At 67.4% G+C, this 26,344-nt stretch carries 26 protein-coding genes and 1 pseudogene; 6 read left to right on the forward strand and 21 right to left on the reverse strand.

From position 1 onward, the window contains the following. Position 1: 1 nt before the first annotated feature. The 11 genes from Q8Q77_RS00865 to Q8Q77_RS00915 all read right to left on the reverse strand — a co-directional run bounded on the left by Q8Q77_RS00865 (position 2) and on the right by Q8Q77_RS00915 (position 10,925). Positions 2-844: a LytR C-terminal domain-containing protein gene (locus Q8Q77_RS00865; RefSeq protein WP_305580207.1), complete on the reverse strand. Its 843-nt coding sequence runs from the start codon at positions 842-844 to the stop codon at positions 2-4. Continuing rightward, entirely contained in the window at positions 841-1,818 is a 978-nt protein-coding gene (locus Q8Q77_RS00870) for a type II secretion system F family protein (RefSeq protein WP_305580209.1), read from the reverse strand. The genes Q8Q77_RS00865 and Q8Q77_RS00870 overlap by 4 nt, the downstream gene beginning before the upstream one ends. A gap of 10 nt (positions 1,819-1,828) precedes the next feature. Then, entirely contained in the window at positions 1,829-2,824 is a 996-nt protein-coding gene (locus Q8Q77_RS00875) for a type II secretion system F family protein (protein ID WP_305580211.1), read from the reverse strand. 3 nt (positions 2,825-2,827) lie between these two features. Beyond that, positions 2,828-4,174, reverse strand: a complete 1,347-nt coding sequence (locus tag Q8Q77_RS00880; RefSeq protein ID WP_305580213.1) for a CpaF family protein — start codon at positions 4,172-4,174, stop codon at positions 2,828-2,830. A 5-nt stretch (positions 4,175-4,179) separates the two neighbouring features. Further along, positions 4,180-5,331 (reverse strand): hypothetical protein, encoded by a 1,152-nt coding sequence (locus tag Q8Q77_RS00885; RefSeq protein ID WP_305580215.1) that lies wholly within the window; start codon positions 5,329-5,331, stop codon positions 4,180-4,182. Positions 5,332-5,532: 201 nt separating this feature from the next. Then, entirely contained in the window at positions 5,533-5,823 is a 291-nt protein-coding gene (locus Q8Q77_RS00890) for a hypothetical protein (RefSeq protein ID WP_305580217.1), read from the reverse strand. A 10-nt stretch (positions 5,824-5,833) separates the two neighbouring features. Further along, complete coding sequence (locus Q8Q77_RS00895; protein WP_305580219.1) at positions 5,834-7,303, reverse strand: type II and III secretion system protein family protein; 1,470 nt, start codon at positions 7,301-7,303, stop codon at positions 5,834-5,836. Positions 7,304-7,372: 69 nt separating this feature from the next. After that, complete coding sequence (gene cpaB / locus Q8Q77_RS00900) at positions 7,373-8,230, reverse strand: Flp pilus assembly protein CpaB (RefSeq protein WP_305580221.1); 858 nt, start codon at positions 8,228-8,230, stop codon at positions 7,373-7,375. 147 nt (positions 8,231-8,377) lie between these two features. Next, a complete protein-coding gene (locus tag Q8Q77_RS00905) occupies positions 8,378-8,548 on the reverse strand; it encodes a Flp family type IVb pilin (RefSeq protein ID WP_305580223.1) in 171 nt (56 codons plus the stop codon). Positions 8,549-8,967: 419 nt separating this feature from the next. Beyond that, positions 8,968-9,966, reverse strand: coding sequence for an ABC transporter permease (locus Q8Q77_RS00910; protein WP_305580225.1), 999 nt, complete (start codon positions 9,964-9,966; stop codon positions 8,968-8,970). Continuing rightward, the gene (locus tag Q8Q77_RS00915; protein WP_305580227.1) at positions 9,963-10,925 is read right to left on the reverse strand and encodes an ABC transporter ATP-binding protein; all 963 of its coding nucleotides are present in this window, start codon (positions 10,923-10,925) and stop codon (positions 9,963-9,965) included. Before Q8Q77_RS00915 ends, Q8Q77_RS00910 begins: the two co-directional genes overlap by 4 nt. 164 nt (positions 10,926-11,089) lie before the next feature. Here Q8Q77_RS00915 and Q8Q77_RS00920 point away from each other — a divergent pair, with 164 nt between their 5' ends. After that, positions 11,090-11,278 (forward strand): hypothetical protein, encoded by a 189-nt coding sequence (locus tag Q8Q77_RS00920; RefSeq protein ID WP_305580229.1) that lies wholly within the window; start codon positions 11,090-11,092, stop codon positions 11,276-11,278. Between the two features lie 112 nt (positions 11,279-11,390). Here the strand turns inward: Q8Q77_RS00920 and Q8Q77_RS00925 are convergent, their stop codons facing one another. The 6 genes and pseudogenes from Q8Q77_RS00925 to Q8Q77_RS20675 form a co-directional block, all read right to left on the reverse strand. Further along, complete coding sequence (locus Q8Q77_RS00925; RefSeq protein ID WP_305580231.1) at positions 11,391-11,777, reverse strand: TadE/TadG family type IV pilus assembly protein; 387 nt, start codon at positions 11,775-11,777, stop codon at positions 11,391-11,393. Positions 11,778-11,779: 2 nt separating this feature from the next. Next, a complete protein-coding gene (locus Q8Q77_RS00930; protein WP_305580234.1) occupies positions 11,780-12,340 on the reverse strand; it encodes a TadE/TadG family type IV pilus assembly protein in 561 nt (186 codons plus the stop codon). Next, a complete protein-coding gene (locus tag Q8Q77_RS00935; RefSeq protein ID WP_305580236.1) occupies positions 12,337-13,683 on the reverse strand; it encodes a TadE/TadG family type IV pilus assembly protein in 1,347 nt (448 codons plus the stop codon). The genes Q8Q77_RS00930 and Q8Q77_RS00935 overlap by 4 nt, the downstream gene beginning before the upstream one ends. Positions 13,684-13,988: 305 nt before the next feature. Then, the gene (locus Q8Q77_RS00940; RefSeq protein ID WP_305580238.1) at positions 13,989-14,675 is read right to left on the reverse strand and encodes a response regulator transcription factor; all 687 of its coding nucleotides are present in this window, start codon (positions 14,673-14,675) and stop codon (positions 13,989-13,991) included. After that, on the reverse strand, positions 14,672-16,576 hold the full coding sequence (locus Q8Q77_RS00945) for an ATP-binding protein (RefSeq protein ID WP_305580240.1): 1,905 nt from the start codon (positions 16,574-16,576) through the stop codon (positions 14,672-14,674). The genes Q8Q77_RS00940 and Q8Q77_RS00945 overlap by 4 nt, the downstream gene beginning before the upstream one ends. Positions 16,577-17,180: 604 nt before the next feature. Beyond that, positions 17,181-17,282 (reverse strand): annotated as a pseudogene (locus Q8Q77_RS20675) (PEPxxWA-CTERM sorting domain-containing protein); the annotation flags it as partial. Between the two features lie 865 nt (positions 17,283-18,147). Here Q8Q77_RS20675 and xth point away from each other — a divergent pair. From xth to Q8Q77_RS00970, 4 genes are read left to right on the forward strand one after another with little or no spacing between them, the layout of a single operon-like run. Beyond that, the gene (gene xth, locus Q8Q77_RS00955) at positions 18,148-18,927 is read left to right on the forward strand and encodes an exodeoxyribonuclease III (RefSeq protein WP_305580244.1); all 780 of its coding nucleotides are present in this window, start codon (positions 18,148-18,150) and stop codon (positions 18,925-18,927) included. Positions 18,928-18,934: 7 nt separating this feature from the next. Next, entirely contained in the window at positions 18,935-19,531 is a 597-nt protein-coding gene (locus Q8Q77_RS00960; protein ID WP_305580246.1) for a DUF4126 domain-containing protein, read from the forward strand. A gap of 53 nt (positions 19,532-19,584) precedes the next feature. Further along, the gene (locus Q8Q77_RS00965; RefSeq protein WP_305580248.1) at positions 19,585-20,277 is read left to right on the forward strand and encodes a hypothetical protein; all 693 of its coding nucleotides are present in this window, start codon (positions 19,585-19,587) and stop codon (positions 20,275-20,277) included. 49 nt (positions 20,278-20,326) lie between these two features. Then, a complete protein-coding gene (locus tag Q8Q77_RS00970) occupies positions 20,327-21,019 on the forward strand; it encodes an NnrU family protein (RefSeq protein ID WP_305580250.1) in 693 nt (230 codons plus the stop codon). A 140-nt stretch (positions 21,020-21,159) separates the two neighbouring features. Here Q8Q77_RS00970 and Q8Q77_RS00975 read toward each other — a convergent pair whose 3' ends face one another. From Q8Q77_RS00975 to Q8Q77_RS00990, 4 genes are all read right to left on the reverse strand, one after another. Continuing rightward, positions 21,160-21,843, reverse strand: a complete 684-nt coding sequence (locus tag Q8Q77_RS00975) for an aspartate/glutamate racemase family protein (RefSeq protein WP_305580252.1) — start codon at positions 21,841-21,843, stop codon at positions 21,160-21,162. Between the two features lie 4 nt (positions 21,844-21,847). Beyond that, positions 21,848-23,584 carry a dihydroxy-acid dehydratase gene (gene ilvD, locus Q8Q77_RS00980; protein ID WP_305580254.1) on the reverse strand — a complete coding sequence of 579 codons (1,737 nt, stop codon included), beginning with the start codon at positions 23,582-23,584 and terminating at the stop codon, positions 21,848-21,850. A gap of 158 nt (positions 23,585-23,742) precedes the next feature. After that, positions 23,743-24,222: a glutathione peroxidase gene (locus Q8Q77_RS00985; protein WP_305580256.1), complete on the reverse strand. Its 480-nt coding sequence runs from the start codon at positions 24,220-24,222 to the stop codon at positions 23,743-23,745. 40 nt (positions 24,223-24,262) lie between these two features. Further along, a complete protein-coding gene (locus Q8Q77_RS00990; protein WP_305580258.1) occupies positions 24,263-25,189 on the reverse strand; it encodes a Gfo/Idh/MocA family protein in 927 nt (308 codons plus the stop codon). Positions 25,190-25,309: 120 nt separating this feature from the next. On the opposite strand from Q8Q77_RS00990, the gene Q8Q77_RS00995 reads away from it, so the two are divergent. Continuing rightward, positions 25,310-26,311 (forward strand): NADP-dependent oxidoreductase, encoded by a 1,002-nt coding sequence (locus Q8Q77_RS00995; RefSeq protein ID WP_305580260.1) that lies wholly within the window; start codon positions 25,310-25,312, stop codon positions 26,309-26,311. The last annotated feature ends 33 nt before the right edge of the window (positions 26,312-26,344 follow it).

The following is a 26,344-nucleotide window of genomic DNA, read 5'->3' on the forward strand; positions in this document are numbered from 1 at the left end:
TCTAGTCTCCCCGAGCCGGACCGGCCGACTGAAGCCGTGGAAGCCACTTGGTCGCGTCCGCGCCCACCAGGACCCGGATGCCCTCGCAGGTTTCGGCGCAACTGATCATGTCCACCTGGCCCGGAAGGGTGCGGGCCAACGCGCGCGCCACCGTAAGGCTGCGCTCCGGATAGGTTATCGTGGTCCTGTCCTGAACCGGCGCCGCCCGCAACTGCGCCTTGGACACCGACCAACCCAGCCGAAGCAGGGCCTCGCGCAGGGGCTCGGCGCCGTTGGCGCGACCCGACGCGTCGGCAAGTTCAAGGGGCTGTCCGGCCAGGCCCGGCGACAGCCGGATCTCCGCGCCATGCGCGAACCCCAGCCGAACGACGGTCGGCTGGGTCGCCTGGGCCAGATGCACGGGCCGCTGTGGCGCGACGTCGAGCGTCTCGGCGAGCAAGGGGCGCGCGGCGGTGGCCTGCATCGCGACGGAATACGCCATGTTGCCGGCGACGATCGCGGAGTTGGGATCGACCGCCCTGGCCTGGGCGTAGTAGCGCGCGCTCAAGTCGAAGCGCCCCAGCTTGTCGTAGACCACTCCGAAGGCGTTGAGCACGCGGACATCGTCGGCCTTGCGGGCCCTGGCGCTCTGCAACAGGTCGAGCGCGCGCGCGTAGTCGCGCCGGGTGATGGCCGCCGTGGCGCTGGAATAGTAGCCGTCCTGCCGCGCCACGCTACGATCGACGGCGGGCTCGACGGGCTTGACGCCCACCCAATGGGACAGGCGCGGCAGGGCCGCGCACCCCGAGAGGCCGCCGAGCAGCGCCAGGGCGAGCGAAAGGGTCTGGAGGCGAGACTGGGTCATCGGTCGCCTATAGCTTGAGCGCGGGCCGCTTGCTGGCCCTTCAGCGCGGGCATGAGCGTCCGCGTCGTGTCGATCGCCGCTGGCAGCAACAAGGCCACGATGATCACGGGCATGAAGCAGGCGACGATGGGCAAGGTCATCAGAACCGGGATCCGCATGGCCTTCTCTTCGGCCTTCATATAGCGGCTCTCGCGCATTTCGACGGAATAGGTCCGCAGGCTCTGGGCGATGCTGACGCCCAGCACATCGGTCTGGATCAGCAGCGCGACGAAGGACTTCACGCTGTTGACGTTGACCCGGTCGGCCAGCGCGCGCAGCGCGTCGGCGCGGCTGCGCCCGGCTCCGAGCTCGTCGGAGAGCGCCTTGAACTCCTCGGCGATACGGGGATGGGACTCGCGCACCTCCTGCGCCACCCGGACAAAGGCGGCCTCCAGGCCAAGCCCGGCCTCGACGCAGACCACCAACAGATCGAGGGCATCGGGGAACTCGTGCTCCATCTGCTCGCGGCGCGTGGCGCCGCGGCGGTCGACGTACGACTTCGGCGCGATCAGGCCGATGGCGCAGAGGAACAGCGGGAAGACGACGGCGCCCAGTCCCGATAGGGGCCGACCCACCAACGGCAGGCCCACCACCAGCAGCATCGGCAGCCCGATGGCCAGGGAGAAGCGGCAGATCACATAGTAGATGGGGGCGGCCGGACTGTTGAAGCCTGCGAAGGCCAGCGCCCGGCGCAAGGCCTGGCTGTCCTTCGATCCCTTGGGCGCGGTCGCGGCCTGGACCCAGAGGAGGAAGCGGTTGCTCACTGTGTCGGTCCGGATCACCGACGAGGCGGCGGCGGCCGGCGCGGACGCGTCCTGACCCAGGCGGCGGCGAACGGTCAGGTACGCCCCGATGGCCCGCTGCAGGACGATCACCCCGCCGAACACCGCGGCGAAGGTGAGAATTTGAATGAAGATGTCGAAGGTCTGGGTCATGGGCGGCGCATCAATATTTGAAGTTGATGATGCGGTGGACGATCAGCCACCCGATCAAATAGATGACCCCGGTTATGAACACCACGGGCCAGAAGATCGGATCCGAGAACTTGTCCAGATAGACCCTGGGATGGACCAGGAGTTGAAACCCGACCATCCCGACGGGCAGGACGCTGAGCAGGACGGCCGAGGCGCGCCCCTCGCTGGCCAGGGACTTGACCCGCATGCCCAGCGTGTGGCGGCCACGCATGACGCGCGCGAGGCCTTCCAGGATCTCGGCCAGGTTGCCGCCGGTCTCGGACTGGATGCTGACGGCAACCGCGAAGAAGTGCCCATCGGGCGATCCCGTCCGCCGCGCGAAATTGGCCAGGGACTCCTTGAACTCGACGCCATAGGTGGTCTCGTCGACGATCAGGCCGAATTCAGAACCCACCGGGTCGCCCAACTCGTCGGCGGCCAGTTGCACGGCCGAAATCACGGGGTGACCGGCCCGCACGGCGCGATTGACGATGTCGAGGGCGAGCGGAAGCTGTTCCTCGATCTTCCTGATGCGGATGTTTCGCAGACGGCGAATCCATAGGAAAACGCCGAGCGCCGACAGGCCGCAGGCTCCGACCATCGAAAGCGCGCCGCTGACCAGCAGGCCTGACCCGCCGCCGGAACTGGCCAGGCTCAGCGCGAGCAGCCAGAGCGCGCCGGCGATCCCGCCGGCGATCGCCAGCAGGTGGATCGGAAGGATCGAGAGCCCGGCCTGTCTCAGATAGATCTCCACGCGGGCGTGAAGGTCGATCAGACGCGCACTGCGCATCCCAGGGGTGGCCGCCCGGCGCACGAGGGAGGAATAGACCTCGTCGCGGCTCATGCCCGCATCGAGCATGGTCAGGCGGCGGTTGACCCGCCGGGCGCGGTCGCCCGCGGAGAGGAAGACCCCGGCCAAGGTCTGGACCAGCACCACGACAGCGATGAAGGCCAGGACGTAGACCAGCGGGTTGGAGACCGAGGGCATGGGTCAGACCGACTTTCGTCCTGCCGAAAACACCATGTGCGGCATCTCGATGCCGCGCGCGGCCAGGGCGTCCAGGAACCGGGGCCGGACGCCGGTCGTCTCGAATTCGCCCGCGACGCCGCCACCGACGGCGCGGCCTTGGCGACGGAACTTGAAGATCTCCTGGGTGGAGAGCACGTCCTCCTCCATCCCGACGATCTCGGTGATCGAGACCACCCGACGGCCGCCGTCGTCCATGCGTTCGACCTGGACCACCACGTTGATCGCCGAGGCGATCTGCTGGCGGATCGAGCGCGGCGAGATCTCGAGGCCGGCCATGCCGATCATCTGCTCGAGCCGCGAAAGCGAGTCGCGCGGGCTGTTGGCGTGGACGGTGGTCATCGAACCATCGTGCCCGGTGTTCATGGCCTGCAGCATGTCAAAGGCCTCGCCGGCCCGGACTTCGCCGACGATGATGCGGTCGGGCCTCATCCGCAGGGCGTTGCGCACCAAGTCGCGCTGGGCGACCTCGCCCTTGCCCTCGATATTGGCCGGGCGGGTCTCGAGGCGTCCGACGTGCGGCTGTTGCAGCTGGAGTTCGGCCGAGTCCTCGATGGTCACAATCCGCTCGTAGTCGTCGATAAACGCCGACAGGGCGTTGAGCAGGGTGGTCTTGCCTGAGCCCGTGCCGCCGGAAATCAGCACGTTGCGGCGCGCCTTGACGATGGCCTGCAGCACCTCGGCCATCTCGCCGGTCAGGCTGCCCAGCTCGATGAGCCGCGCCATGTGGATCGGGATCTTTGCGAACTTGCGGATCGAGACCAGCGGCCCATCGACGGCCAGCGGTGGAATGATGGCGTTGACGCGGCTGCCGTCGGCCAGCCGCGCGTCGACCATCGGCTGGGACTCGTCCACCCGTCGCCCGACCGCTGCGACGATCTTATTGATGATGCGCACGAGGTGGCGGGTGTCCTGGAACTGGACGTCAGTGCGCTCGAGCCGCCCGTGCCGCTCCACATAGACCGTGCTGTGGGTGTTGATCAGAATGTCGCTGACCGACTCGTCCTTCAACAGCGGCTCTAGCGGCCCCAGGCCCAGCAGCTCATCCAAGACATCCTCGATGAGCTGGTCGGTCTGGTTGAGGCTCAGGACCCGCTTTTCGTCGGCCAGCAGGGCGCTCACCGCACCCCGGATCTCAAGCCGCAGGCTCTCGCGCGGGGTCTTGTCCAGCAGGCTGAGGTTCAACAGCTCGATCAGGCGCTGATGGATACGCACCTTCAACGCCGTGGCCCCTTCGATGGGGGTGACCCGCGGCGGCCCGGCGAGGCCATGGCCGGCTGTCGTGGCGGTGTCGGTGGGTTTCCAGAGCATGTCGCCTACCGCCTGCTGATGGCGGCCATGACGGCCGGTCGGGTGACGGCGACCTTGGCGGCGAGTTCGCCGATCACCTTTTCCAGCTTCGTGCCGCGTTTCACCGCGGCGAGCTCCAGCCCCTGATTGATCGCCGCGGTCATGGTCCGACGGTCTTCGGGGATGACGACGTCGAATTCGCGGCCCAGGGCCCGTTCGGCCGCCTTCATCGAAACCGAAGCGGTCTGGTCCGACGACAGGCTGTTGCAGACCAGGGTCAGCGGCCGGTCTTCCAGGCCCTGCGACGCCAGGATGCGAAGCTGGCGTTTGACCAGCTGCATGTGCGGAACCGACAGATGAGTGATCAACACGATCCGGTCGGCCTCGCGGAGGATCTGATTGGTCCAGACGGTCCAGACGGACGGCAGGTCCACCAGGGTCAGCGCAAAATCGCGCCGCAGGCCGGACAGCAACGCATCTATCTGGGCCGGAACGAGCGTCTCCAAAGCCACGATCTCGCGCGGCGCGGCCAGCAGGCGCGCGCCCGACCGGTGTCTCGCCAGGGCCGTTGCGAACGGCGTGTCGGACAGGTTCGCGCCCGAGCTGAGGCAGTCGGCGATGGTCACGGCGTCGGGCAGATCCATATAGACCGCCGCGGCCCCGAACTGCAGATCCAGGTCGGCCAGGCAGACCTCTCCTGCGCCGCGGGCGGCGATCAGGGTCGTCATCTGGACGCCGAGAGAGGTGGCGCCCACGCCGCCGCCGGCCTTGAGGAGCGCGACGACCTCCCCCCCCTTGCGTCCGGGCCCGGCGCTGGACGCGCCGCCAGTCAGCAGCCGCTCAAGGCTGAGCGCCAGCGCCGGCTCGCTGACCGGCGAAGTCAGCACATCGGCCGCGCCGGCCCGCATCAGGCGTCGTGTGGTCGTGACGTCGGCGTCGCGCAGGACGACGACGGTCTGAACGCCCGAGACCCCCGCGCCGAGCCGCTTGACCGCGGCGTCCACCTCCGCGCCGGAGGTGGCGGCGACCGGCACGATCAGGATGCTGAGGCCGGGGGCGATCCGGTCCGGCCAAGTCTCGCCGGCTGACTCGAAGGCGACGTGCGGGAACAGGGCGGCGACCGATACGAAGCGCTCCGCGCCACCGATGGCGCCCTCGACCACGCCGACACGCTGCACCTGACCACTCCCCTGGCGTCCCTCCACACCGGAGGTGAAACTTCTAAAAACCCTCGGCAGATCAACCATCTCGACGCATTCCCGGTGGAATTCCGCGATGACCTTGCAGGACAGTTCGCGCGACCTGCGGGAGAACCTGCAAGCTCTCGGCCAGACCGTGGCGCGACTGCAGAACCCGGATGTGGCCGCCGCGTCCCATGGCTACTTCCCGAGCGGGGCCGCCACGGCCGTGGCGCTGATGGTGGAGGCCGTCGCCGAGGGCGGCGTGACCTTGCCCGTCCGGTAGCGTTCCTGGGCCAGGCCGACGCGCGCGCCGTTCGAACCCGGCGCCGGATCGCCCCGGTACCTGGCGTCCGGATCGGCGATCTGGGCCACCACCGCCTGGCGCACCGCATAGCCGAAGTCGTCGCTGAGATGGACCTGACTCTGCACGCAACCGCCGAGCCCTGCGCCCAGCACCGCCGTAACCGCCAACAGCTTCACAACGCTCATCGTACGCTCCCTAATAGAGGACATGGCCGTGGGCTCCCTCGACGCCGCCCTTGGTCGGATCAGCCGACATCAGGGCGCGGTCTTCGGGGCGGACGCGCGCGCCGGCGCCTTGCTGCGAGCCGAAGAGGAACAGTTCAAAGTCGGAGGGCGGCACGAAGCTGTCGCCGGGCGCGGCGACCTGGCCGCGGCGCGGCGTCACCAGGTGCGGCGTAACCACGATCACCAGTTCGGTCTCCTCGCGCTTGTAGCCGTTTGAGCGGAACAGGGCGCCGAGGATCGGCATGTCGCTCACGAAGGGGAAGCCACGCATCTGGCTCTGGTAGTCTTCCTTGAGCAGGCCCGCGATCGTGAAGGACTCGCCATCGCGCAGCTCGACGGTGGTGCGCGCGCGGCGCACCTTGATGCCCGGGATCTTGATCGTGCCGAGGTCGATGGAGACAGTCGGATCGATGCTGGAGACCTCCGGATTGACCACCAGGTTAATCAGGCCGTCCTTCAGCAGGGTCGGTGTGAACGCCAGGGCCACGCCGAACTGCTTGAACTCCACCGTGATGGTCGCCGCCGCTCCATTGGTCCCGCTCTGTTGCGCGACCGGGATGGGGAACTCGCCGCCGGCCAGGAAGCTCGCCGTATCGCCCGACATGGCCACCAGGTTCGGTTCGGCCAGGGTTCTGACCAGGCCCTTGGTCTCCAGCGCGTCGAGCAGCACTTCGAGATTGCCGTTGTAGAGGGCGGCGACCGCCCCGAAGCTCTCGACCAGCAGACCACCGTTCAGGACGTTGGTGTCGCCGGTGAACACCGACACGTACGGGTCGTCGCCGGACCGGCTGGCGCCGCTGCGCGGGCCGAGGGCGGGGTCCCAGTTGCTGCGGTTGACGTTGAGTTTCAGCCCCTTGGCCGTCGAACGCTGCATCTCCACGAAACGCACGGACAGCATGACCTGCTGGGTGCCCTCCACGCCCAGCATGTTGACCACCTTGGTCGGGGCGTAAGACTCGGCCAGAGCCAGCACCTGTTGCAGAGCCGCGGGGCTGGTCACCGTGCCGGACACCACCAGCGACTGGTTGGCCGGATGGATGGCGATGTCGCGTTCATTGGGCAGGACGTCGTGCAGGCGGTTCTTGAAGCCTTCGATGTCGGCCGACACCACGACATTGGCCGCCGCGATCAGGCGCTTGCCGGGCCCATAGACGGTGAGCGCCGTGGAGCCGAGGGCCTTGCCGACCACGTAGATCGAGCGCGTCGAGAGCGGCAGGACGTCGGCGACCTCAGGGTTGGCGATCATCACGTCGCTGTAGGGGGCCGGCAGTTCTATGACCTGCGACTTCCCGGCCGCGACAACGACCTCGACGGTGGTCGGGGCGTCATAGCTGCTTACTGGGCTCATCTGGGCCAGGGCCGGCGCCGCGGCGCCAAGGGAGAGGAACGCCGCGATCGCCGCAACCTGCGCGAACCTCCCGGACTTTGCTGTTCTGTTCACCTTGGTCCCCCCAAGAGCGCCCCTGGGGGCGCGAAATCGACACTAGACGGCGCGCATTCCAACGGCCGTTCAGAACCCTCCGACCACCGCGTAGCCGGAGGTCACAACACCACGCGTGACCCGCACTTCAGGCTGTTTGGCCACGGGCTTCGCCGCCCCCGCCCCGCCTGACCGCCGCGCGGCCGGAGCCTTGCGGACGCCGAAGCCGAGGTCGGAGACCGTTGTCGCACGCCGGGTCAGCACGCCGTCGTCGGAGATCTGGCGCAGCGCGAGGGAGACCTGGCCAACCGCGAGGCCGAGCGAGATGGCCTGAGCCTGGTCGGGCGTCACCTCGACGGTAACGGCCTTGGCCACCAAGGGCTTGTCGGCATCCTGATCGCTGGTCTGGTCGACGCCCAGGACCAGCGCATTCTCCGCCAAGACCTGGGTGACAACGGTTTCCGCGTCACCCTTGCCCACGGGCCGGGTGACCATGACGTCAACGCGGTCGCCGGGCAGAATGAAGCCGCCCACGCCCGCAACGTCGTTGGATTTGACGCTGACCGCGCGCATGCCCGGTGTCAGGGCGCCGGAAAGATTGACCTTGCCGCCGGGACCGCTGAGCTTGGCGGTCAGAACCGGCTCATTGGGACCCATGGAGCGCAGGGTCGTGCGCGCCGCCGCGCTCTTGCCCGTGAGTTCGTCCACGGTCTTGAACGCCCCGGCGGGCACCGCGTCCTTAGGATAATTGACGGTCTTGAGCATGGCGGGCTTCAGCTCGACGCCACGCTCGATCTGTAGCGCGGCGACGACGACGGGCGTCATGCCGGAGGCGGCGCTATCGGGGCCGCCCGCGCGTTGCGATGTAAGGACACCGCGCACCATTAGAACGGCGATCAAGCCCAGGAGCAGAGCGACCGCGAGTGACGCAATCGTGCGTATAGGCATCGCTGACCTTCCTACAGAAGGATAAAGACGCTGCAGCCTAGCCTATTTCCCGAGCCGAACCGGCCTGGGTTACCGAGGCTTAGCGAACGCTTGACCAAGTCGACCCGCCGACCGGAGATGGCCGGGCGGCGGGTCTGCTGGATAGGCTTAGAACACGCCGTCGATGATCAACGTCGCGGCGTCGAGGGCGCCCGCGATGGCGTCACCGAGCAGCACGGCCGAGGCGGCGATGGCGCTGCCGATGATGGCCAGGATGAGGACGTATTCGGCCGCCGAAGCGCCCGACTCGTCCTGCAGGAAAGCAACGAACTTGGTCATGGGATTGCTCCACTCGCATTCACATAGGGCCGCGTCCCCCAAGGTCGCGGCAATGATCAGGTGAAGTGTTCGGAACCCCCCGACCGCTACACCCTGAGCAAATTAATCCACAAGGGGAACGACCTGTAAACCTAAATGAATGGTTAACACCAAGCTTTCGATGAGAATTCGTCGCAATGCTCACCTACCAGGCGCACTACTCAAGATCGAATTCGCAATGTTAGCGAATGTTAAGGAAACGATGCGACGCTTTGTCGCGACCATTCGCGGCAGGGTGGCGCCTCGCAACCGTTTTCGTCTCAGAAGGCCGCAACCTTGAAAACTGTTAGAATTCAAGCCTTGTCGCAAGCGTCTCCCCACCCTCGGTCATAAATGATAGCTCCGACGGCGCCCGCCACTCCTGGTAGTGCAGGCTCTATTCAGCGTCGGCTCGACGACTTAAGCGTTGGCCAGACAAACCAACGAAGACTTGATCCGATGGAGTTCAGGCTCAGCGCGCCGCAGGCCAGCCAGCCGGCGCCGAGCGTCGCGATCGCTAGAAGCGCCACGGCCAGGATCTCCACGCCGGCCGCGTAAGACTGCATCAACAGCATGAATGGCGTGAAGGGCGGCAGATAAACAAGCCAGGCCAGGCCATCGGCGCCGCCGCCGGCGCAGGCCAGGGCCGCGAAGAAGACGGCAAGTAAAATGACGAACATCGGCCGCGCCAGGTTCTGGGCGTCGGCGTTGTCGCGCGCCAGGGCGCCGACCCCCACCGTCACCAATCCATAGAAAGCGAAAGCCAACACATAAATACCCAGGGCCCTCGCCATTTGAATCGGCTGACCGAAACCCTGAAGCAGCGACGCCGCAAGGCCGTCGGCACTTGGCGCCAGGCCGGCGAATATTGATGACGATCCCAACCATGCGACCAGGATCACCAGGGAGACGCCGCCAACCCCGGCCATCTTTCCAAACACGATATCCCAGGGGCTCGCCGCGGCGAGCAGGCTCTCCAGCGCCCGGTTGGCCCGCTCGCGGACCACCGCCTGCAAGAGCATTCCCAGCGAGCCGGTCAGTGTCATCCAGAGCATCATCACCAGGACGAGACGCGAGACCGAGCTCGGGTCGAGGCGCGGCGACGGGCGATCCGGGGCCAGGCGGATCGGCGCCCCACCCTGCTCCAGGATGCGCAGCACCTTCGTCCGCTCCGCCGCGGCCAGCGGGAAGTCCTGGCTGAACCGCGCCTCGGCGACGCCATCCGCGCCGCGGGACAAGGTCAGGCTGGCCGCCCGCGTGGGCGCCGACGGCGCCGCGCCGGCCGCCAGCAGGGCGGCGACCATGCACAGCGGTCCGACCAGCAGGGCGACCCAGAAGCTCACCGTGGCCGTGTAGGTCCGGAACTCGCGCCCCGCGATCAGCCAGACCGGCGGGGTCATGCCGCGCGCCTATGGGCGACGTCCCCGGCCGGGGCGGCCAGGTCCCAGAAGGCGCCCTCCAAGTCGGTCTTGATCGGCTCGAAGGCGAAGATCGGCACCGCGCGTTCGGACAAGGCGCGCAGCAAGGCCGGGTGGGTGACGTCGCGGGGCAGGACGACCCGCCAGCGCGTGGCGTCGCCCATCCGGGCGGACATCGGCCGGGCTTCCCCGCCGACCGCGAGGGCTGCGGCGACGAGGCCGACCTCGTCGGCGGTGACGACAATGGCCCCATGGGGCGCAGCGGCCGCGGCGTCGGCCAGCGGGCCCTCGAACACTGTGCGCCCGCCTCCCAGCATGACCACGTGGTCGCAAAGGCTTTCGGCGGCCGACATCGAATGGGTGGAGAACAGGATGGCGCCGCCTCCGGCGCGGAATTCGGCGAACAGCGACAGGATCTCGCTCTGCGCCACCGGATCGAGACCCGAGAGCGGTTCGTCGAGGATCAGGAGGTCGGGCGCGTGGGCCAGGGCGCAAAGGATCTGCACGCGCTGGGCGTTGCCCTTCGACAGTTCGCCGATCCTGGCGCGCCGGCGATCCCCCAGGCCGATCCGCTCCAGCAGGCGATCGGCCGCCGACAGGGCCTCGCGCTTGGTCAGGCCCTTCAGCCGGGCGTGGAAGGCGATGGCCTCTCTCGCCCGCTCGCGCGGAAACAATCCCCGCTCCTCGGGCAGGAACCCGACCCGGCGCCGCGCCTTGGGGCCCGCGGGTTCACCAAACAGGTCGATGCGTCCGACGTCCGGCGTCAGCAGGCCCAACACGCAGCGCAGCGTGGTGCTTTTGCCCGCGCCGTTGACGCCGATGAAGCCTGTGATGCTCCCGGCCCGCACGGACATCGAGACACAATCGACGCCGCCACCGCCCGCGAACCGCTTGGCGAGGCGCTCGACACGCAGGACGTCCAGTGTTTCCGAAGCGCTCACGCATCCATTACGCCGCGTTGGAGTTTAGCTTTTGCTAACGCTGGTTAAGAACCGCGCATCTGCCGAAACAGTCGTGCGTAGCCTATCGTCGCACCCTCATATTGCTGGTTGGCGGGACCGGTTAGTTGGGGTTTATTTCGCCCGTACACCGCCGGAGCGCCAAAGTGTCCCGAATCAAGCGCCTAGCGCCCTATTTCCTGGTCGGCCCGATCAGCGGACCGCTGCTGGCCGGCGTGGTGATCAACTATCAGGGCGGGCGCCCGGTGCTGGGTTCGCTCTACATGATCGTGTTGGCGCAATATGTGCTCCTGCTCCCGGCGATGACGGCGAAGCTGAGCCTGGCGCTCGTCTAGGTAGCGGTGACCGCCTGAAGTGGATACCGGTTCAGGCGCCCGTCAAGCTCTAACACTTTGAATTAGAGCCTTTTTGATCCTTTCGAGTGATTCCATTCGAAAGGAAAAGGCTCTAGCCCGCATAGACCGGATAGCAGGCGGACGCCGACAACGGGATCGTTGTCGAGGTCAGGCCTGTCGTGAAATCATAGTCCACCGAGCCGACCACCCGGCTTCCGCAGGCCTCCGTCGTCAGCGCGAAGGTCAGGCCGTCCGCCGGGCCGCGATAGCGCGCCTCCGCATAGGCCTGAAGCGTCCCGGCATCGGTGCAGACCGTGGTCTTGACCGAGGCGCAGCGGGCGGCGTCCTCCACCGCGAAGTTCAGGGTGGAGTAGACGTACATCATCAGGCCGACATTGATGGTCCCGATGGTCAGCAGGATCAGCAGCGGCAGGACCAGGACGAACTCGGCGGCCGATGCGGCCCGCTCGTCTCGCAAGATGGCCTTTAACGCCCTCATGATCAGCTCAATCGCATCCATGCGGTACGGGTGATCGGGGTTTCCAGCAGGCTCACCACGCTGACGGCGGGAAACACCGGCGTGTAGTCGAACGACACGGTCACCTGGATGTAGTCCGCCGGCTCGGTGGTGCTGCCGCCGATCACCGAAGCGCAGGTGAAAGGCGTCGGCTTGGTGGGCGGTGAACCGATCGTCCCCTCCGTACCCACCGGCAGAAGATCACCCGAACCGTTCACGCAGTAATAGTTCTCGACGGGTGAGCCCGCGACGACGGTGACATAGGAGCCCAGGGACGTGGACTGAGCGGCCGTGGTGATCGTTCCCGCCAAGTCGCCGCAGTTCTCCACCGCCGGCAGCTTGGAGCCTTCGTCGCAGGATGACCAGGCCGCCTGGACCGCCGCCTGGGCGGCGATCTCAAGCTGCATCTTCTGGAAGATATAGACGCCCACATCCACCGCGCTCAGCAGCGGGAAGATCAGCAGGCTGAGCCACAGCACGAACTCCGACGCGGCCGCGCCGTGGGTGTCGCGGAGGAATGTGGGCCTGGACCGACGCGCCGTCATTGGACCAGCGCCTGGCGGCTGTTGGTGCCCGGGATGGTCGGCAGGACCAGGCCCGCCTCCAGACAGTCGCTGGTGGCGTTGTTGAATACGGCGCCGGTTCCGCTGGCCAGGATCGTCCTGGCCACCACGCCCAGGCAGCTCAGGCCGCCCGAGTGCAGGTTGATGGCGCCGCGGATATCGAAGTCAGCATTGGGAAAGTAGATGAGGCCCTGGATATTCAAGGTCGGGTCGTTGCCGTGATACGTGTAGTTGAGCAGGTTCTTACTCCCGTTCAGGCGTTTGTCCTGCATCATGGCCACGCCGGAGAAATCACCGCTCGTCGGCGCGGCGATGTCCAGGGTCCCACTCCCTGTGAGATAGTGCTCGTAAGTGGTCGACCCGGTGTTCGTGGGCTCAAAGGCCGTGAAGATGATCGTCAGGCTTGCGCCGGGGGCGGTGCTCAACGTGAACCCGTTGAGGTTTAGCGAGCCGTTGTAGATCGCCAGGATGCTGTTGGCGGAATTCACGGTGACGTTGCCCGTGAGCGTGGTGTTTCCGCACTTCTTCACGGCTGAGCTGAAACTCGTTCCGGCAGCCAGGGTAGCGCCCAGATAAACCCCTCCGCACGTATCGTTCGGGATCGGCGGATTGGCGTTCAGGGCCTCGTAGGGGTCGGCCAGGGGCGCCACGCCGGGCACCTCGGTGTCGCCGCAGCTCGAACTGCCGACCGCGTAGCCGTAGTCGACACCGGTGTCCGACTGCGAGCCGTTGCAGACCGCGTTGCCGTTCGAGTGGATGTCGCAGCCGTCCAGGTCGAGGAACGGGCCGCCGTTGATCCGCACAGCGTTCCCTCCCCCCAGGCCGATCAGGCAGAAGCCCGTCGCCGGGCCGCGCGGCCGCGCGATCGCCACGGCCCGGACGAGTTGGGCGGCGGAGCCGTCGCCCGTGACGGAGTCACCGTCGAAGCCGACGATGCGGACCAGGCCGATCCGCGCCATGCGGGTGATGGTCACGCTGTAGCAATTGGTGTCGCCGTTGGGACAGGTCGCGGTGTTGCTGGCGGTCACGGTCGTGTCGGCCTCGCCGTTCACGAACCCGAACTCGGACGCCACCGACGCGGCCTCCGCATCATAATAGGGCGTCATCGCCGTCACGCAGGAGGCCTCGGAGGCGTCGCACCCGTTGGTCGCCGCGGCCAAGGCCGCGGAATCCGCCGCGTTCTGCATCGAGCGCTGCGCGAAGAACCAGCCGGAGGCCTCGGTCGCCAGGCCCAGGACGGCGATCATCGGAATGAGCATCAGGGTGAGCATCGGGCTGACCGCGCCACGCCGGTCGACCATCAGTCGCGTCAGCGGGCGGAACATTCGCCCGATCATCCGCCCCGTCCCTGCCCGTTCCCTGTTCATGACAGCCCGCCCGTCCCGCAGCCGACGCCGCAAGAATGGCGCCAAGCCAACACGAAAGTCTAGCACAGCTTACAGTTACGCTTTCAACTATTCGCAATCTCGATTCCGAAACAACCGCAGACAAATCACGAGCGATAATTTCTTAACGCAAAACTTAACAGGCAGCACACGACTGAACCTATCAGCGTATTCAGGGCATGATCCGCCACTGGAACCTAGCGTCGAGAGCCGATTTCACGGCACGCGTTGCAATCAGGCGGCGATTAGTCGAGGCAGAGCCTGTAACCCAGCCCGGCTTCAGCGATCAGGAACCGCGGCGCGGCGCCTTCCGGCTCGATTTTCCGCCGAACCTGCCAGGCCAGGACGCGTACATTCATGAAGTCTGCGTCGCTGCCGCGGCCCCAGATCGCCTCGATGATCCGCTCATGGGACACGATCGCGCCCTCAGCCTCCATCAGCAGTTGGAGGAGCTCCGTCTCCTTCTTGGAGAGGCGGATGGACTCTCCGTCGACGATCGCGCGGCGGGTGGCCGGGTCGATCTGAAGGCCGGCGGCCCGCGGCTGCTGGCTGGTCGGACATACTCGCGGCGGCCGCAGCGCCACGCGGATTCGCGCCAGCAATTCGCCCATGTCGAACGGCTTGGCGAGATAGTCGCTGGCTCCAAGGTCCAGGGCCGCGATCTTCTCTTTCTCGGACCCCCGTGCGGAGATCACCAGGACCGGCGCGCGGGAGATGGCGCGCGCCTGGTCGATCACCTCTTTCCCGTCCATGTCGGGCAGGCCGAGGTCCAGCAGCACGACCCCGAACTCATGCAGGATCATCTGCTCCAGGGCCTCCATGCCGGTCTTGGCGGTGAACACCTGGTAGCCGGCCTGGATCAGCGTCGAGCGCAGCATGCGCAGCAGCTGTTCTTCATCCTCGACGATCAGGATCTTCGCGTCGCTGCTCATTCGCCGGCCCCCGCCAAAGGCAGACTGATCGACACCACCAGGCCGCTTTCGCCATCGTCGCGATTGCGCGCCTCGACCGAACCACCCAACATTTTCACAAGACTCCGAGTGATGTAGAGGCCCAGGCCAAGACCCGGGGCCTTGGCGGCGTGGCTGCGGAAGAAGCGATCGAACATGCGCCCCTGGCTGGAGACCGGCACGCCGGGCCCCTGATCTGTGACCTCGAACACCATGTGGTGGCCGGCGCGGCGGCTGCGGACATCCACCAGAGATCCCTCTGCGCTGAACTTGATTGCGTTCTCGAGCACGTTGCCGAAGACCTGCGCCAGGAGCGCGCCGTCGGCCCGCACGGGGGCGGGATCGATCTTCACATGCAGGAAGCGACGCGAACCGCCGGCCTCGCCGAAGGTCTCCCAGACATCGTAGATCAGCGGCTCCACGCTGAGGTCGGTGAGCGTCACGTCGATCGAACCGGACTCCAGCCGCGCCACGCTCAGGAAGTTTTCCACATAGCGGTTCAGCCGGTTCGCCTGCTCCTTGATGATCAGCAGGAATTCACGCCGCGCGCCCCGATCGTGCTGTTCCGGCAGATTGAGGACACTTGTCACCGAGCCGAGGATTCCGGCGAGCGGCGAGCGGAAGTGGTGCGACACCGCGTCGAGCAGGATGGTCCGCAGGTGTTCCGTCCTGGCGACGAACTCCATTTCCGACTTCTCGACATTAAGCCGGGCGCGAACGAGCGCCGAGGCGCCCAGGTCGATCAGCGAGACCGCGACATCGTCGCCGATGCGCGCGCCGCCGCGGCCCTGCGGGAAGGCCCATTGGACATAACCGACATCACGGCCGTCGGCGGTGAGCGTCCGCGCCCGCCACTTGCTTCCCTGAGCCGGAAGGGGGGCGTTCGGGCTGGGAGGCGTCGGTCCGCCCGCCGTCCTCAGCACCACGGTCCTGGTCTCGTCGCTCAGGTGGACCATGCCGCCGTCGGCGATCTTGACCAGGCTGTCGAACAGGACCCGGCGGATCGCGCTCTCGTCGGCGCCCGCCGTCAGGTCTCGGCTTGCGGCGACCAGGGTCTCCAGCGACCGCCGCTGATGCGCCAGGCCGTCGGCGAGTCTGCCCACGCCCCAGCCGAAGGCGGCGAACGCGACCAGATGGAAGGCTATCTCGATGGGATCGGGCCTCAAGGCCGCGGCCTCCACGACCGGGAAGGCCAGCGCCGCGAGGATCGCCTGGATTCCCGCCGCCAGGCCGAGGCGCGCGCCGAGCACGCTGGCCACGACCAGCACCGATCCGAGCAAGACCAGGAGCGCGGCGGTGGCTCCGAAGGCGCCGCCCATGACCTGGACCGCGGCCCAGCCCGCGCCGAGCACCACGAAGGTGATCGCCGTCCGCCGGATCTCCTCGACGATCGGCTGGCGACTGGTCCTGGTCGCCTCCCGTTCGGCGCGATGGAAGAACGCCCCCAGGGCCGGGCCCGAGGCGTGGGCCGAAAGCGGTTGTCCCGCGGCCAGCAAGGCCTGGGCCGCATCGCCTCGCCGGCGGGAATAGTCAGTATAGGCGCCGGTGAAGATCACCACGCTACCAAAGAGCAGGAGCAACAGGCCCTGTTCGGACAAGAGGCCCGACGGGAGCAGGACGCCCCCCATGAGCAGCTTGAAGGCGACCAGCGCGCCCGCCCCGGCGAGCAGGCCATAGGTCAGACCGAACACGACGGCGATGACGAGAACCGCCGCCATCATGATCGCGCCGACGCGGCTGAGCTGCAGGTCCGTGAGCAGGGCCAACGAGATCGTGGTCGCCGAGGCCATGACGATCAGCGTGATCACGAAGCGCGCGATAGGGCTCTCGCGCGGCTGCGTCTTGGCATCGGCGCCGAACGGCTGCTGGGGCGAATCGGTCATCGGCCAATCCTTGCCACCGCGGAAACGCAAGACTCGCCCGGATTCCTTGATGAGTCCGTAAGCTCGTCGCCGCGCGGCGACTGCGCCGACCGGGTCGGCTAAGGCTGACATGTCGCCCTACCCAACCGCGGGCCGCAAGCCCCCAGACGCATGGCGCGGTCGCCGGCCGGATGATCGGAGCCTCGCAGCGTCACCGCCGCGAACAACCAACCGTCACTGGCACAGGCATTACGCATCGGCCGAAGACCCCGTCGCCCCAATATCCTTTAACAAGAGTATGAAATCGCTAGAATAGTAGCAATTAACGCCTGTTAAGGTTTTCACAACTCACGCGACTTGAGAGCGTATTGGCGGGTCACTTGATAGTGTTTTTCAATATCTCAGACCTATCCGTTTTGGGAATTCGCGCCATCGATCACGCCAAAGATAGTATCGGCTGCGATGAGAGCTTCATCTAACTGAGGCTTGGACGGGTGACGACACCGGAATCCCCCCGACGATTTCCGCCAAAAAGGCGCCGTGGGCGCTGAACCGGGCGTCCAGACATGAAGACGCCGCCGGTTGGGGGACCGGCGGCGCTTCGATAGTTTGACGATCGCTTAGGTTAGGCGACAGCCATCTTGCGGCGGCTGGAGCGCGCCATCGAACCGACGGCGCCGAAGCCGATGATCATCATCGCCCAGGTGGCCGGCTCAGGAACTTCCGAACCCCGGACGCCCCAGAACGCGAGGTGCGAGACGTCGTGCTCGATGCCCTTCTTGTTCACGAGGCCGGTGGTGGCCCAGTCGAAGGACGTCGAGGCGGTGTCCAGCTTGTAGAGCATGAAGCCGTCGGCGGCCTTCACGGCGAAGTACTGCACGAGGAACGGGGCCAGGTAGGTCCCGGCGTGTTCTTCGTCCAGCAGCGAGGCGTCGACTTCACCCGCCAGCAGCGAGCTGAGGTCCAGCAGCGGAACGGGCGCGGGCGCCTGGCCGTTGTAGGCGACGTCGATCGCTTCGGCGTCGTTGGTGTTGCCGTCGAACAGGCAGCTCGTGGATTCCAGCGAGCAGGGATCGGTCAGCAGGGTCACGGTATCGGCGGAGGCGGTCGTCGCCCCGCCGAAAATCATAGCCGTCGCGAATGCGGCGGAAACCAGAAGCTTATTCATCGGTACAGTCCCCAAGTTATAACGCCGCCGAGCTGGCGAACCGGATTGGCACAGCGCCCCACAGCGCGCCCCCATCTCGACGTTCCGGGAGCAAGTATCGTACCACTCCCAATTGAACAACCTGACTCAACCAGCGGTACCTCAGTCAATACCCAGAAACTTAATTTTCCTTAATATCTGAGTATTGTTGCGGCAATTTGAGAATTTTCTGCTCACGTCCGGACGGATTCAAGCCACCTAGTCGGGTGTTCGACACGGGCGCCATCGAGCCGACGTGGGGACCGAGCGCGGTCGTTGCGCTCCCCTCGAACCAAACCTGGCGCGCTGGCGAACATCGGCTTGCGCGTGTCGCCGCCAGGATGGATTCAGGAAGCAGCCAGTTTGTGAGTCTCGTTGGGACGGCGCCGGTTCAAGAGGGATCGCTTTGAAAATCGCCACCTGGAACGTCAATTCGGTGAACGCTCGCCTGGAGACGGTGCTGCGCTGGTTCGAGGAGGCCGCGCCGGACGTCGCCTGCCTGCAGGAGATCAAGTGCGTCGACGAAAAGTTCCCGGCCGAGGCCTTCGAGCGGCTGGGCTACAATGTCGCCGTCCATGGCCAGAAGTCCTACAACGGCGTGGCGATGCTCTCGAAGACGCCGCTGGAGGACGTCCGCAAGGGCCTGCCAGGCGAGGATGAGGACGAGCAGGCCCGCTATCTCGAGGCGGTGGTTTCCGGCCCGACCCCGGTGCGGGTGGCCTCGATCTACCTGCCCAACGGCAACCCCATCGACACCGACAAGTTCGGCTACAAGCTGCGCTGGATGGCGCGGCTGAACGCCCATGCCCAGGCGTTGCTGAACTACGAGGAGCCCCTGGCCCTGGTCGGCGACTACAATGTCATCCCTGAACCCCGCGACGCGGCCCATCCCAACAACTGGCTGGGCGACGCCCTCTTCCAGCCGGAGAGCCGCGGCGCGTTCCGGGCGCTGAAGAACCTCGGCCTGACCGAGGCCTTCATGGCCATCGACGGGTCGCCCGAGGCTTATACCTTCTGGGACTACCAGGCCGGCGCCTGGCAGCGGAACAACGGCATCCGCATCGACCACGCCCTACTCTCTCCCCAGGCCGCGGACCTGCTGCGAGCCTGCGTGATCCATCGTGACGTGCGCGGCTGGGACAAGCCCTCCGACCACGTGCCGGTGGTGATCGAACTCGACCTGTAGGCGGCCCATGGGCGCGATCGAACTGATAGGCGTCGCGGCCAGCCTCAGCCTCCTGGCGGGCTGGCGGCTCTATGCCTGCGTGGCCGCCGTCGGGATCGCCATGCGGATCGGCCTGCTGGACCTGCCCGACAAGATCGCCGCCCTGGACGTGCTGGCCAATCCCTGGGTGATAGGGACCGCGGTCCTGGGCGCGGTCGCCGAGCTGTTCGCCGACAAGGTCATGTGGCTCGACACCCTCTGGGACGGCGTCCACACCGTGATCCGGCCGCTGGGCGGGGCGCTGCTGGCCCTGGCGGTGGTCGACGCCTCCGATCCGGCCTGGCAGGTGGCGGTCTTCCTGCTGGGCGGCGGCGCGGCCCTGCTCAGTCACGGCGCCAAGGCCGGCGCCCGCGCGGCGGTCAACGCCAGCCCCGAACCGTTCAGCAACATCGCCGTCAGCACCGCCGAGGACGTGGCCAGTTTCAGCGGCCTGTGGCTGGTCCTGACCCAGCCGGGCGCGGCCATCGGCGTCGCCATGGTCATGGCGGTCCTGGTCGTGGTCCTGCTGATCGTCAGCTGGCGGATACTGGCCGCCCTGCGCCGCTGGAGGGCGCCTCGCATTTGAGGGCGTCATGTCGACGACTTCTCGCCGCGCTCGAACGCAGCTAGCCTGCCCGCATGGATGAACTCGCCCGGCTCTTGCTGCTGCTGGCGCTCGCGGGCGTGGCCGTGACGCTGCTGGGCTCGGCGGCCATCTGGTACATGGACGAGGCCCGTCGGGTACGGCGCGCCCTGCGCAATGTCCTGAAGGCGCCGCCCGAGGCCGTGGTCGTCGCCCGCGGCCGCGGCAAGGGGGCCGGGTTCAGCTTCTCCTCAGGCCTGGCGGCCGTGGCCTGGGACAGCGGCGCCTGGTGCCTGGTCTACCGGATCTACGAGCTGGTCGGGCTCGAGATCATCGTCGACGGGGAGGTCGTGGCCCGCGCCTTCCGAGGGGAACCCCGCAAGGCCCTGGACCACCTGCCGTCCGAGGCCGCCCGCGTCACCCTGCGGCTGGTGTTCGACGACCCCAACCATCCCGACTTCGCCCTGGACCTGTGGCTGGCGGGCGACGAGCTCAGGCGCAAGCCCTCCACCGCGGCGGAGGCGATCCAGGAAGCCAACCGCTGGCTGGCCCGCGCTGAGGCCATCCTTCGCCGCCCCAACGCGCCGCGCGCGCCAGAGCCGGTGGTGGCCGCGCAGCCTCAGCCTCAGCCTCAGCCTCAACCCGCCGCGCCACCCTGGGAGCCCGAGCCGCACGCCTTCGATGACGACGAACCGGCGCTCGACGCGGACGACGAAGAGCCCTTCGACGACGATCCCGAGCGCCGTTGACGGGTCACCGTCTCAAGCGCAGGTTCGCTTGACCTGAGAGGGCCCACCCATGACCAGCCTGCTCGCCGCCGCGGCGTTCTTCGTCCTGCTGCACCTGTTGGTCTCCGGCACCCGCCTGCGCGACACGATCACTGGGACCGTGGGACCTGGACCCTATACGGGGCTCTTCGCCCTGGCCTCGGTGGCGGGACTGACCTGGCTGGGCTTCGCCTTCGTCGCGGCGCGCGGCGATCCCGCCAACGCCGCCTACTGGCAAGTCACGCCGGCCACCCGCCAAATCCAGCTCGTGCTGCAACTCCTGGCCATGCTGCTCGTCGTTCCCGGCCTGACCACGCCCAATCCCACCAGTGTCCGCCAAGAGGGCGCGCTGGAGCGGCCCGACGTGGTCAAGGGCATGCTGCGCATCACCCGCCACCCGTTCCTCTGGGGCGTGGCCGTCTGGGCCGCGGGCCATCTGCTGGTCAATGGCGACCGGGCGAGCCTGGTGCTGTTCGGGGCCATGCTGGTCCTGGCCCTGTTCGGGACCTCCAGCATCGACGCCAAGCGCAAGCGGGCCCTGGGCGACACGTGGGACGCCTTCGCCGCCCAGACCTCCAACGTCCCGTTCGCCGCCATCCTGGCCGGCAAGCAATCCCTGAAGCTGGGCGAAATCGGCTGGTGGCGCATCCTGCTGGCTGTCGCTATCTGGGCGGCCCTGGCCTGGGGGCATCCCTACATGTTCGGCGTCGCGGCCCTGCCGTAGAGCCGCATGGCCTGGCTCGGCTCTCCTCCGCTCATCCCGGCGAAGGCCGGGACCCAGAGTCATCTGGAGCGCTTGGTGGGCTTCACCTGGGTCCCGGCCTTCGCCGGGATGAGCGGGATTGGATTGGTCGCGGCGCTTCCCTAGCCCAGCATGAACTCCACGCCGGCCTCGACGTGAGCCAGGGTCGAGTCCACGACCGGCAGCTCGATATCGTCCTGCGACAACAGCAGGCCAACCTCGGTGCAGCCGAAGATGACGCTGTCGGCGCCGGTCGCTTTGGCGATCATGGTCAGGGCCTGGCGTTTCGAGCCCGCGTCGACGACGCCCTGGCAGAGCTCGTCATAGATGATGGCGTGCAGGCGGTCCCGGTCGGCCTGGCCGGGAACCAACGCCTCGACGCCGTGGCCGCGCAGGCGGTCCTTGTAGAAGTCCTGCTCCATGGTGAAGCGGGTGGCCAGCAGCAGGGGCCGCGAACAGCCCCTGGCCCTGACCGCAAAGGCGGTGGCGTCGCCGATATGGATCAGCGGAACCTGGACCCGCGCCTCGATGGCCGCCGCCACCTTGTGCATGGTGTTGGTGCACAGCAGGATCGCCGCCGCCCCCGCGCCTTCCAGCCGCGCGGCGGCCTCGCCCAGGGCCGCGCCGGCGCCGTCCCAGTCGCCGGCGGCCTGCATCTGGGCGATGGGCGCGAAGTCCACCGACCACAGCACCAGTTGCGCCGAGTGCAGGCCGCCCAGCCGCGCGCGCACCTGCTGGTTCAGCGCCTGGTAGTAGGTCGTCGTCGACTCCGCGCTCATCCCGCCCAGGAGGCCGAGCGTGCGCATGGTCCTAGAGGTCCGCGTAGACGTGGGTCTCGGCCGCCGCGCCCGGATGGGTCAACGCGCCCAGATGGGCGGGACCGACGACCTGGGCGTACTTCCAGAGCGCGCCGGACTGGTAGTTGGTCACCCGCGGCTTCCAATCCTTGGCGCGGCGCTCCAGCTCGATGGGGTCGACCTCCAGATCCAGCGTCCCGGCGTCGGCGTCGATGGCGATGATGTCGCCGTCCTTCACCAGGCCGATCGGGCCGCCCATCTGGGCTTCGGGCCCGACGTGGCCGACGCAGAGGCCGCGCGTGCCGCCGGAGAAGCGCCCGTCGGTGACCAGGGCCACCTTGTCGCCGCGCCCCTGGCCGGAGATCGCCGCCGTGGTGGACAGCATCTCGCGCATGCCCGGACCGCCCCGGGCGCCCTCATAACGAATGACCAGGACGTCGCCGTCCTTGTAGTCGCCGGCCTCGACCGCGTCGAAACAGGCCTGCTCGCCGTCGAACACCCGAGCGGGGCCCCGATGGCTGCGGTGGGAGGTCATGCCGGCCACCTTGACGATGGCGCCGTCGGGGGCGAGCGACCCCCACAGCCCGACCACGCCGCCGGTGGGCGAGAGCGGGTTGGCGACCGGGCGGATCACCACCTGGTCCTCGCGCCATTTCACGTCCTTGAGGTTCTCGGCGATGGTCTTGCCGGTCACCGTCATGCAGTCGCCGTGGATGTAGCCGCCTTCCAGCAGGGTCTTCAGCAGCATGGGCATACCCCCCGCCTCGCCCATGTCCTTCGCCACGAACTGCCCGCCGGGCTTGAGATCGGCGATATAGGGGGTGCGCTGGGCGATCTCGGCGAAGTCGCGCAGGGTGAACTCGATGCCGCACTCATGGGCCATGGCCGGCAGGTGCAGGCCGCCATTGGTCGAGCCACCGGTGGCCGCGACCACGACGGCGGCGTTCTCGAACGACTTGCGGGTGACGATGTCGCGGGGGCGCAGCTGGGTCTCGATCAGACGCATCACCGTCTCACCAGAGGCCACGGCGTATTCGTCGCGGCTCAGATAAGGCGCGGGCAGCGAGGCCGACAGCGGCAGGGCCAGGCCGATGGCCTCCGACACGCAGGCCATGGTGTTGGCGGTGAACTGGCCGCCGCAGGCGCCGTCCGACGGACAGGCGTGCTGTTCCAGACTGCAGAGGTCCTCCAGGCTCAGGCGGCCGGCGGAGTGCATGCCGACACCCTCGAACACGTCGACCACGGTGACGTCCTTGCCCTGCCAGGAGCCCGGCAGGATCGAGCCGCCATAGAGGAACACGCTGGGCACGTTGAGGCGCAGCATCGCCATCATCATGCCGGGCAGGCTCTTGTCGCAGCCGGCCAGGCCGACCAGGGCGTCATAGCCGTGGCCGCGCATGGTCAGCTCGACGGAGTCGGCGATCAAGTCTCGGCTGACCAGGGACGAGCGCATGCCCTCGTGGCCCATGGCGATGCCGTCGGTCACGGTGATGGTGCAGAACTCGCGCGGCGTGCCGCCGGCGTTCTTGACGCCGACGCTGACCGCATGCGCCTGGCGCATCAGAGCGGTGTTGCAGGGGGCGGCTTCATTCCAGCAGGAGGCTACGCCCACGAACGGCTGGGCGATCTCACGGGTACCCAGGCCCATGGCGTAATAATAGGACCGATGTGGCGCCCGCGCGGGCCCCTCGGTCACGTGACGGCTGGGCAGGTTTGACTTGTCCCAAGTCCCGTCCGGCTTCCTGGTCATGACGACGCCTCCAACGAAGAGGCGTCTTCCCTAACGGTGGAGACCAGCGGCGCCAAGGCCCGCGCGACAATCCTCGTCGATTGAGCGAGGGCTGCGAGGTAGATATGACCCTTCGAATGGCCAAAACTACCGCCGAAGGGGCAGATTATTGTGTTCGCCTATAGCGCCTGGTCGATCGCGCCGGTGATCTCGTTGTCCAGAGGCTCGGTGCGCGGGCCGAAGGCGCGGATCAGCTTGCCGTCCTTGCCGACCAGCAGCTTGTGGAAGTTCCACACCGGCTCGGCCGGTTCGCCCAGGGTGTCCTTGGCCCACTTGTAGAAGGGGTGGGCGTCGTCGCCCTTCACGTCGGTCTTCGAGGTCATGGGAAAGTCGACCGCGAAGTTGGTCATGCAAAAATCGGCGATCTCGGCGTCCGTGCCAGGCTCCTGGCCGGCGAACTGGTTGCTGGGCACGCCCAACACCACCAGGCCCTTGTCCTTGTAGTCCGAATAGAGCTTCTCCAGCCCTTCGTACTGCGGGGTCAGGCCGCACTTGGAAGCGGTGTTGACCACCAGTACGACCTTGTCCTTGAACGTGGTCAGGGGCAGCGGCGCGCCGTCGATGGAATTGAACGAGAAGTCGTAGGCGTCTTGGGCCATGGCGCGGCGCTCCCTGGAGGTTTTCACCAGCCTATCGCGCTTACCTGGCGTCCTCCAACGCCTGTTCGACGGCCAGCGCCAGATCGAGCGCCCGGGCCGCCTCCTCCGCCGTCACGATGGGCCGCGGGGCCTCCCCGCGCACGGCGGCCAGGAAGCCCTCGACGCTGGTGGCGAGCGTGTCCTTCACCGCCGGAGTGTCGGCATAGTCGGGATTCAGCGGGAAGCCGGTGGTGTTGCGGAAGGCCCGGGTGACGAAGTCGATCTCCACCTCTCCCGAAGGATAGACCAGCTTCATGGTCCGCTTGCGCGCCAGCTCCATGCGCGAGGAGTCGAAAATGGCGGTGAAGCCGTCGTCGAAACTGACCTCTGCGCGGGCCCGGTCCCAGCCGCCGGAAAAGTCGATCTTGCCGTCGCCCTCTACCGCCATGGGCTGGGCCGTCGACAGCGACAGGGCCAGGTCCAGGTCGTGGATCATCAGGTCCAGCACCACCGAGACGTCCAGGCTGCGCTCGGACGGCGTGCCGTGGCGCACCGACTCCAGCCGCAGGGGCTGCTCGGGGATGTCGAACAGGCCCATGGCCTGGAACACCACCCGCTCCTGGTGGCCGCAGGCGATGACCAGCTTCCGCTTGGCGGCTTCGGCGATGATCTTGTCGGCGTCGGCCAGGCTGATCGCCAGCGGCTTTTCCACATAGATCGGCTTGCCGGCCGCCAGCGCCGCGAGCGCGCCCTCGGCGTGGACGCTGGCCGGCGAGGCGATGGTGACCACGTCCACGGCCTCCAGGAACTCGTCGATCTTGTAGAAGGCCCGTCCGCCCAGGGGCACGGCCAGGGCCGCGGCCCGATCCGGATGGTGGGTGTCCAGCACCGCCGACAGCACCGCTCCCGGAGCGCCCGCATACTTGCGTGCATGGTGGCCGCCGAACACGCCAGCGCCGATGACGCCGCCTCGCAGGGGTTCAGCCATGGGACTCGCTCCGAAAATCGCTCGCTGCGCGCCTAACACGCCGTTGTGGGTCGACGCCACACGGCGCTTTGTCTTAAACATCCGTTTGAACGCCGCTTACGGTGTAAGGAGACGCCCCCCATGACGACCTCGCGTGAGATCCGCCTGAAGAGCCGCCCTGTTGGCCTGCCCACCGCCGACAACTTCGAACTGGCCACGGTCACCCTGCCCGATCCGGGACCCGGCGAGGTCCAGGTGCGCAACACCTGGATGACGGTCGATCCCTACATGCGCGGCCGCATGAACGACGCCAAGAGCTATACCCCGCCCTTCGCCCTGGGCGAGGCCATGCAGGGCGGGGCGACCGGCGAGGTGATCGCCTCCAACGATCCCGCCTTCAAGCCGGGCGACGTGGTGCAGAGCTTCTTTGGCTGGCGCGAGGCCTTCAACGCCCCGGCCGCCGCGGTCCAGAAGCTCGACACCTTCGGCCTGCCGGTCCAGGCCTTCCTGGGCGTCGCGGGCATGCCCGGCATGACCGCCTATGCCGGCCTGCTGCGGGTCGCGGCGATGAAGGAGGGCGACGTGGTGTTCGTCTCGGCGGCCTCGGGCGCCGTGGGCTCGGTGGTCTGCCAGATCGCCAAGCTCAAGGGCCACAAGGTGATCGGTTCGGCCGGCGGGCCGGAGAAGACCGCCTTCCTGCGTGATGAACTCGGGGTCGATGTGGCCATCGACTACAAGGCCGAACCCATCGTCGCGGCCCTGGAACGCGCCGCGCCGGAAGGCATCGACGTCTATTTCGAGAATGTCGGCGGCGACCATCTGGTGGCGGCGCTCAACTCCGCCAACCTCAAGGCCCGCTTCGCCATGTGCGGCATGATCTCGATGTACAACGAGGCCACGCCGCCGCCCGGCCCCGCCAACATCTTCCTGACGGTGGGCAAGCAGATCCGCATGGAGGGCTTCATCGTCTCCAGCCACTACGACATGCAGCCGGCCTTCCATAAGGAGCTCGCCGACTGGCACGCCGCCGGCAAGATCAAGTGGCGCGAAACCATCATGGAGGGGATCGAGAAGGCGCCCGACGCCTTCCTGGCGCTCTTCTCGGGTGACAACTTCGGCAAGATGCTGGTGAAGCTCTCCTAGTTTCCCAGGCTACGGCCGCTTCCGGCGTTGGCC

It is taken from the genome of Phenylobacterium sp., from assembly GCF_030698145.1.
In the GTDB taxonomy this organism is placed as follows: Bacteria; Pseudomonadota; Alphaproteobacteria; order Caulobacterales; family Caulobacteraceae; genus Phenylobacterium.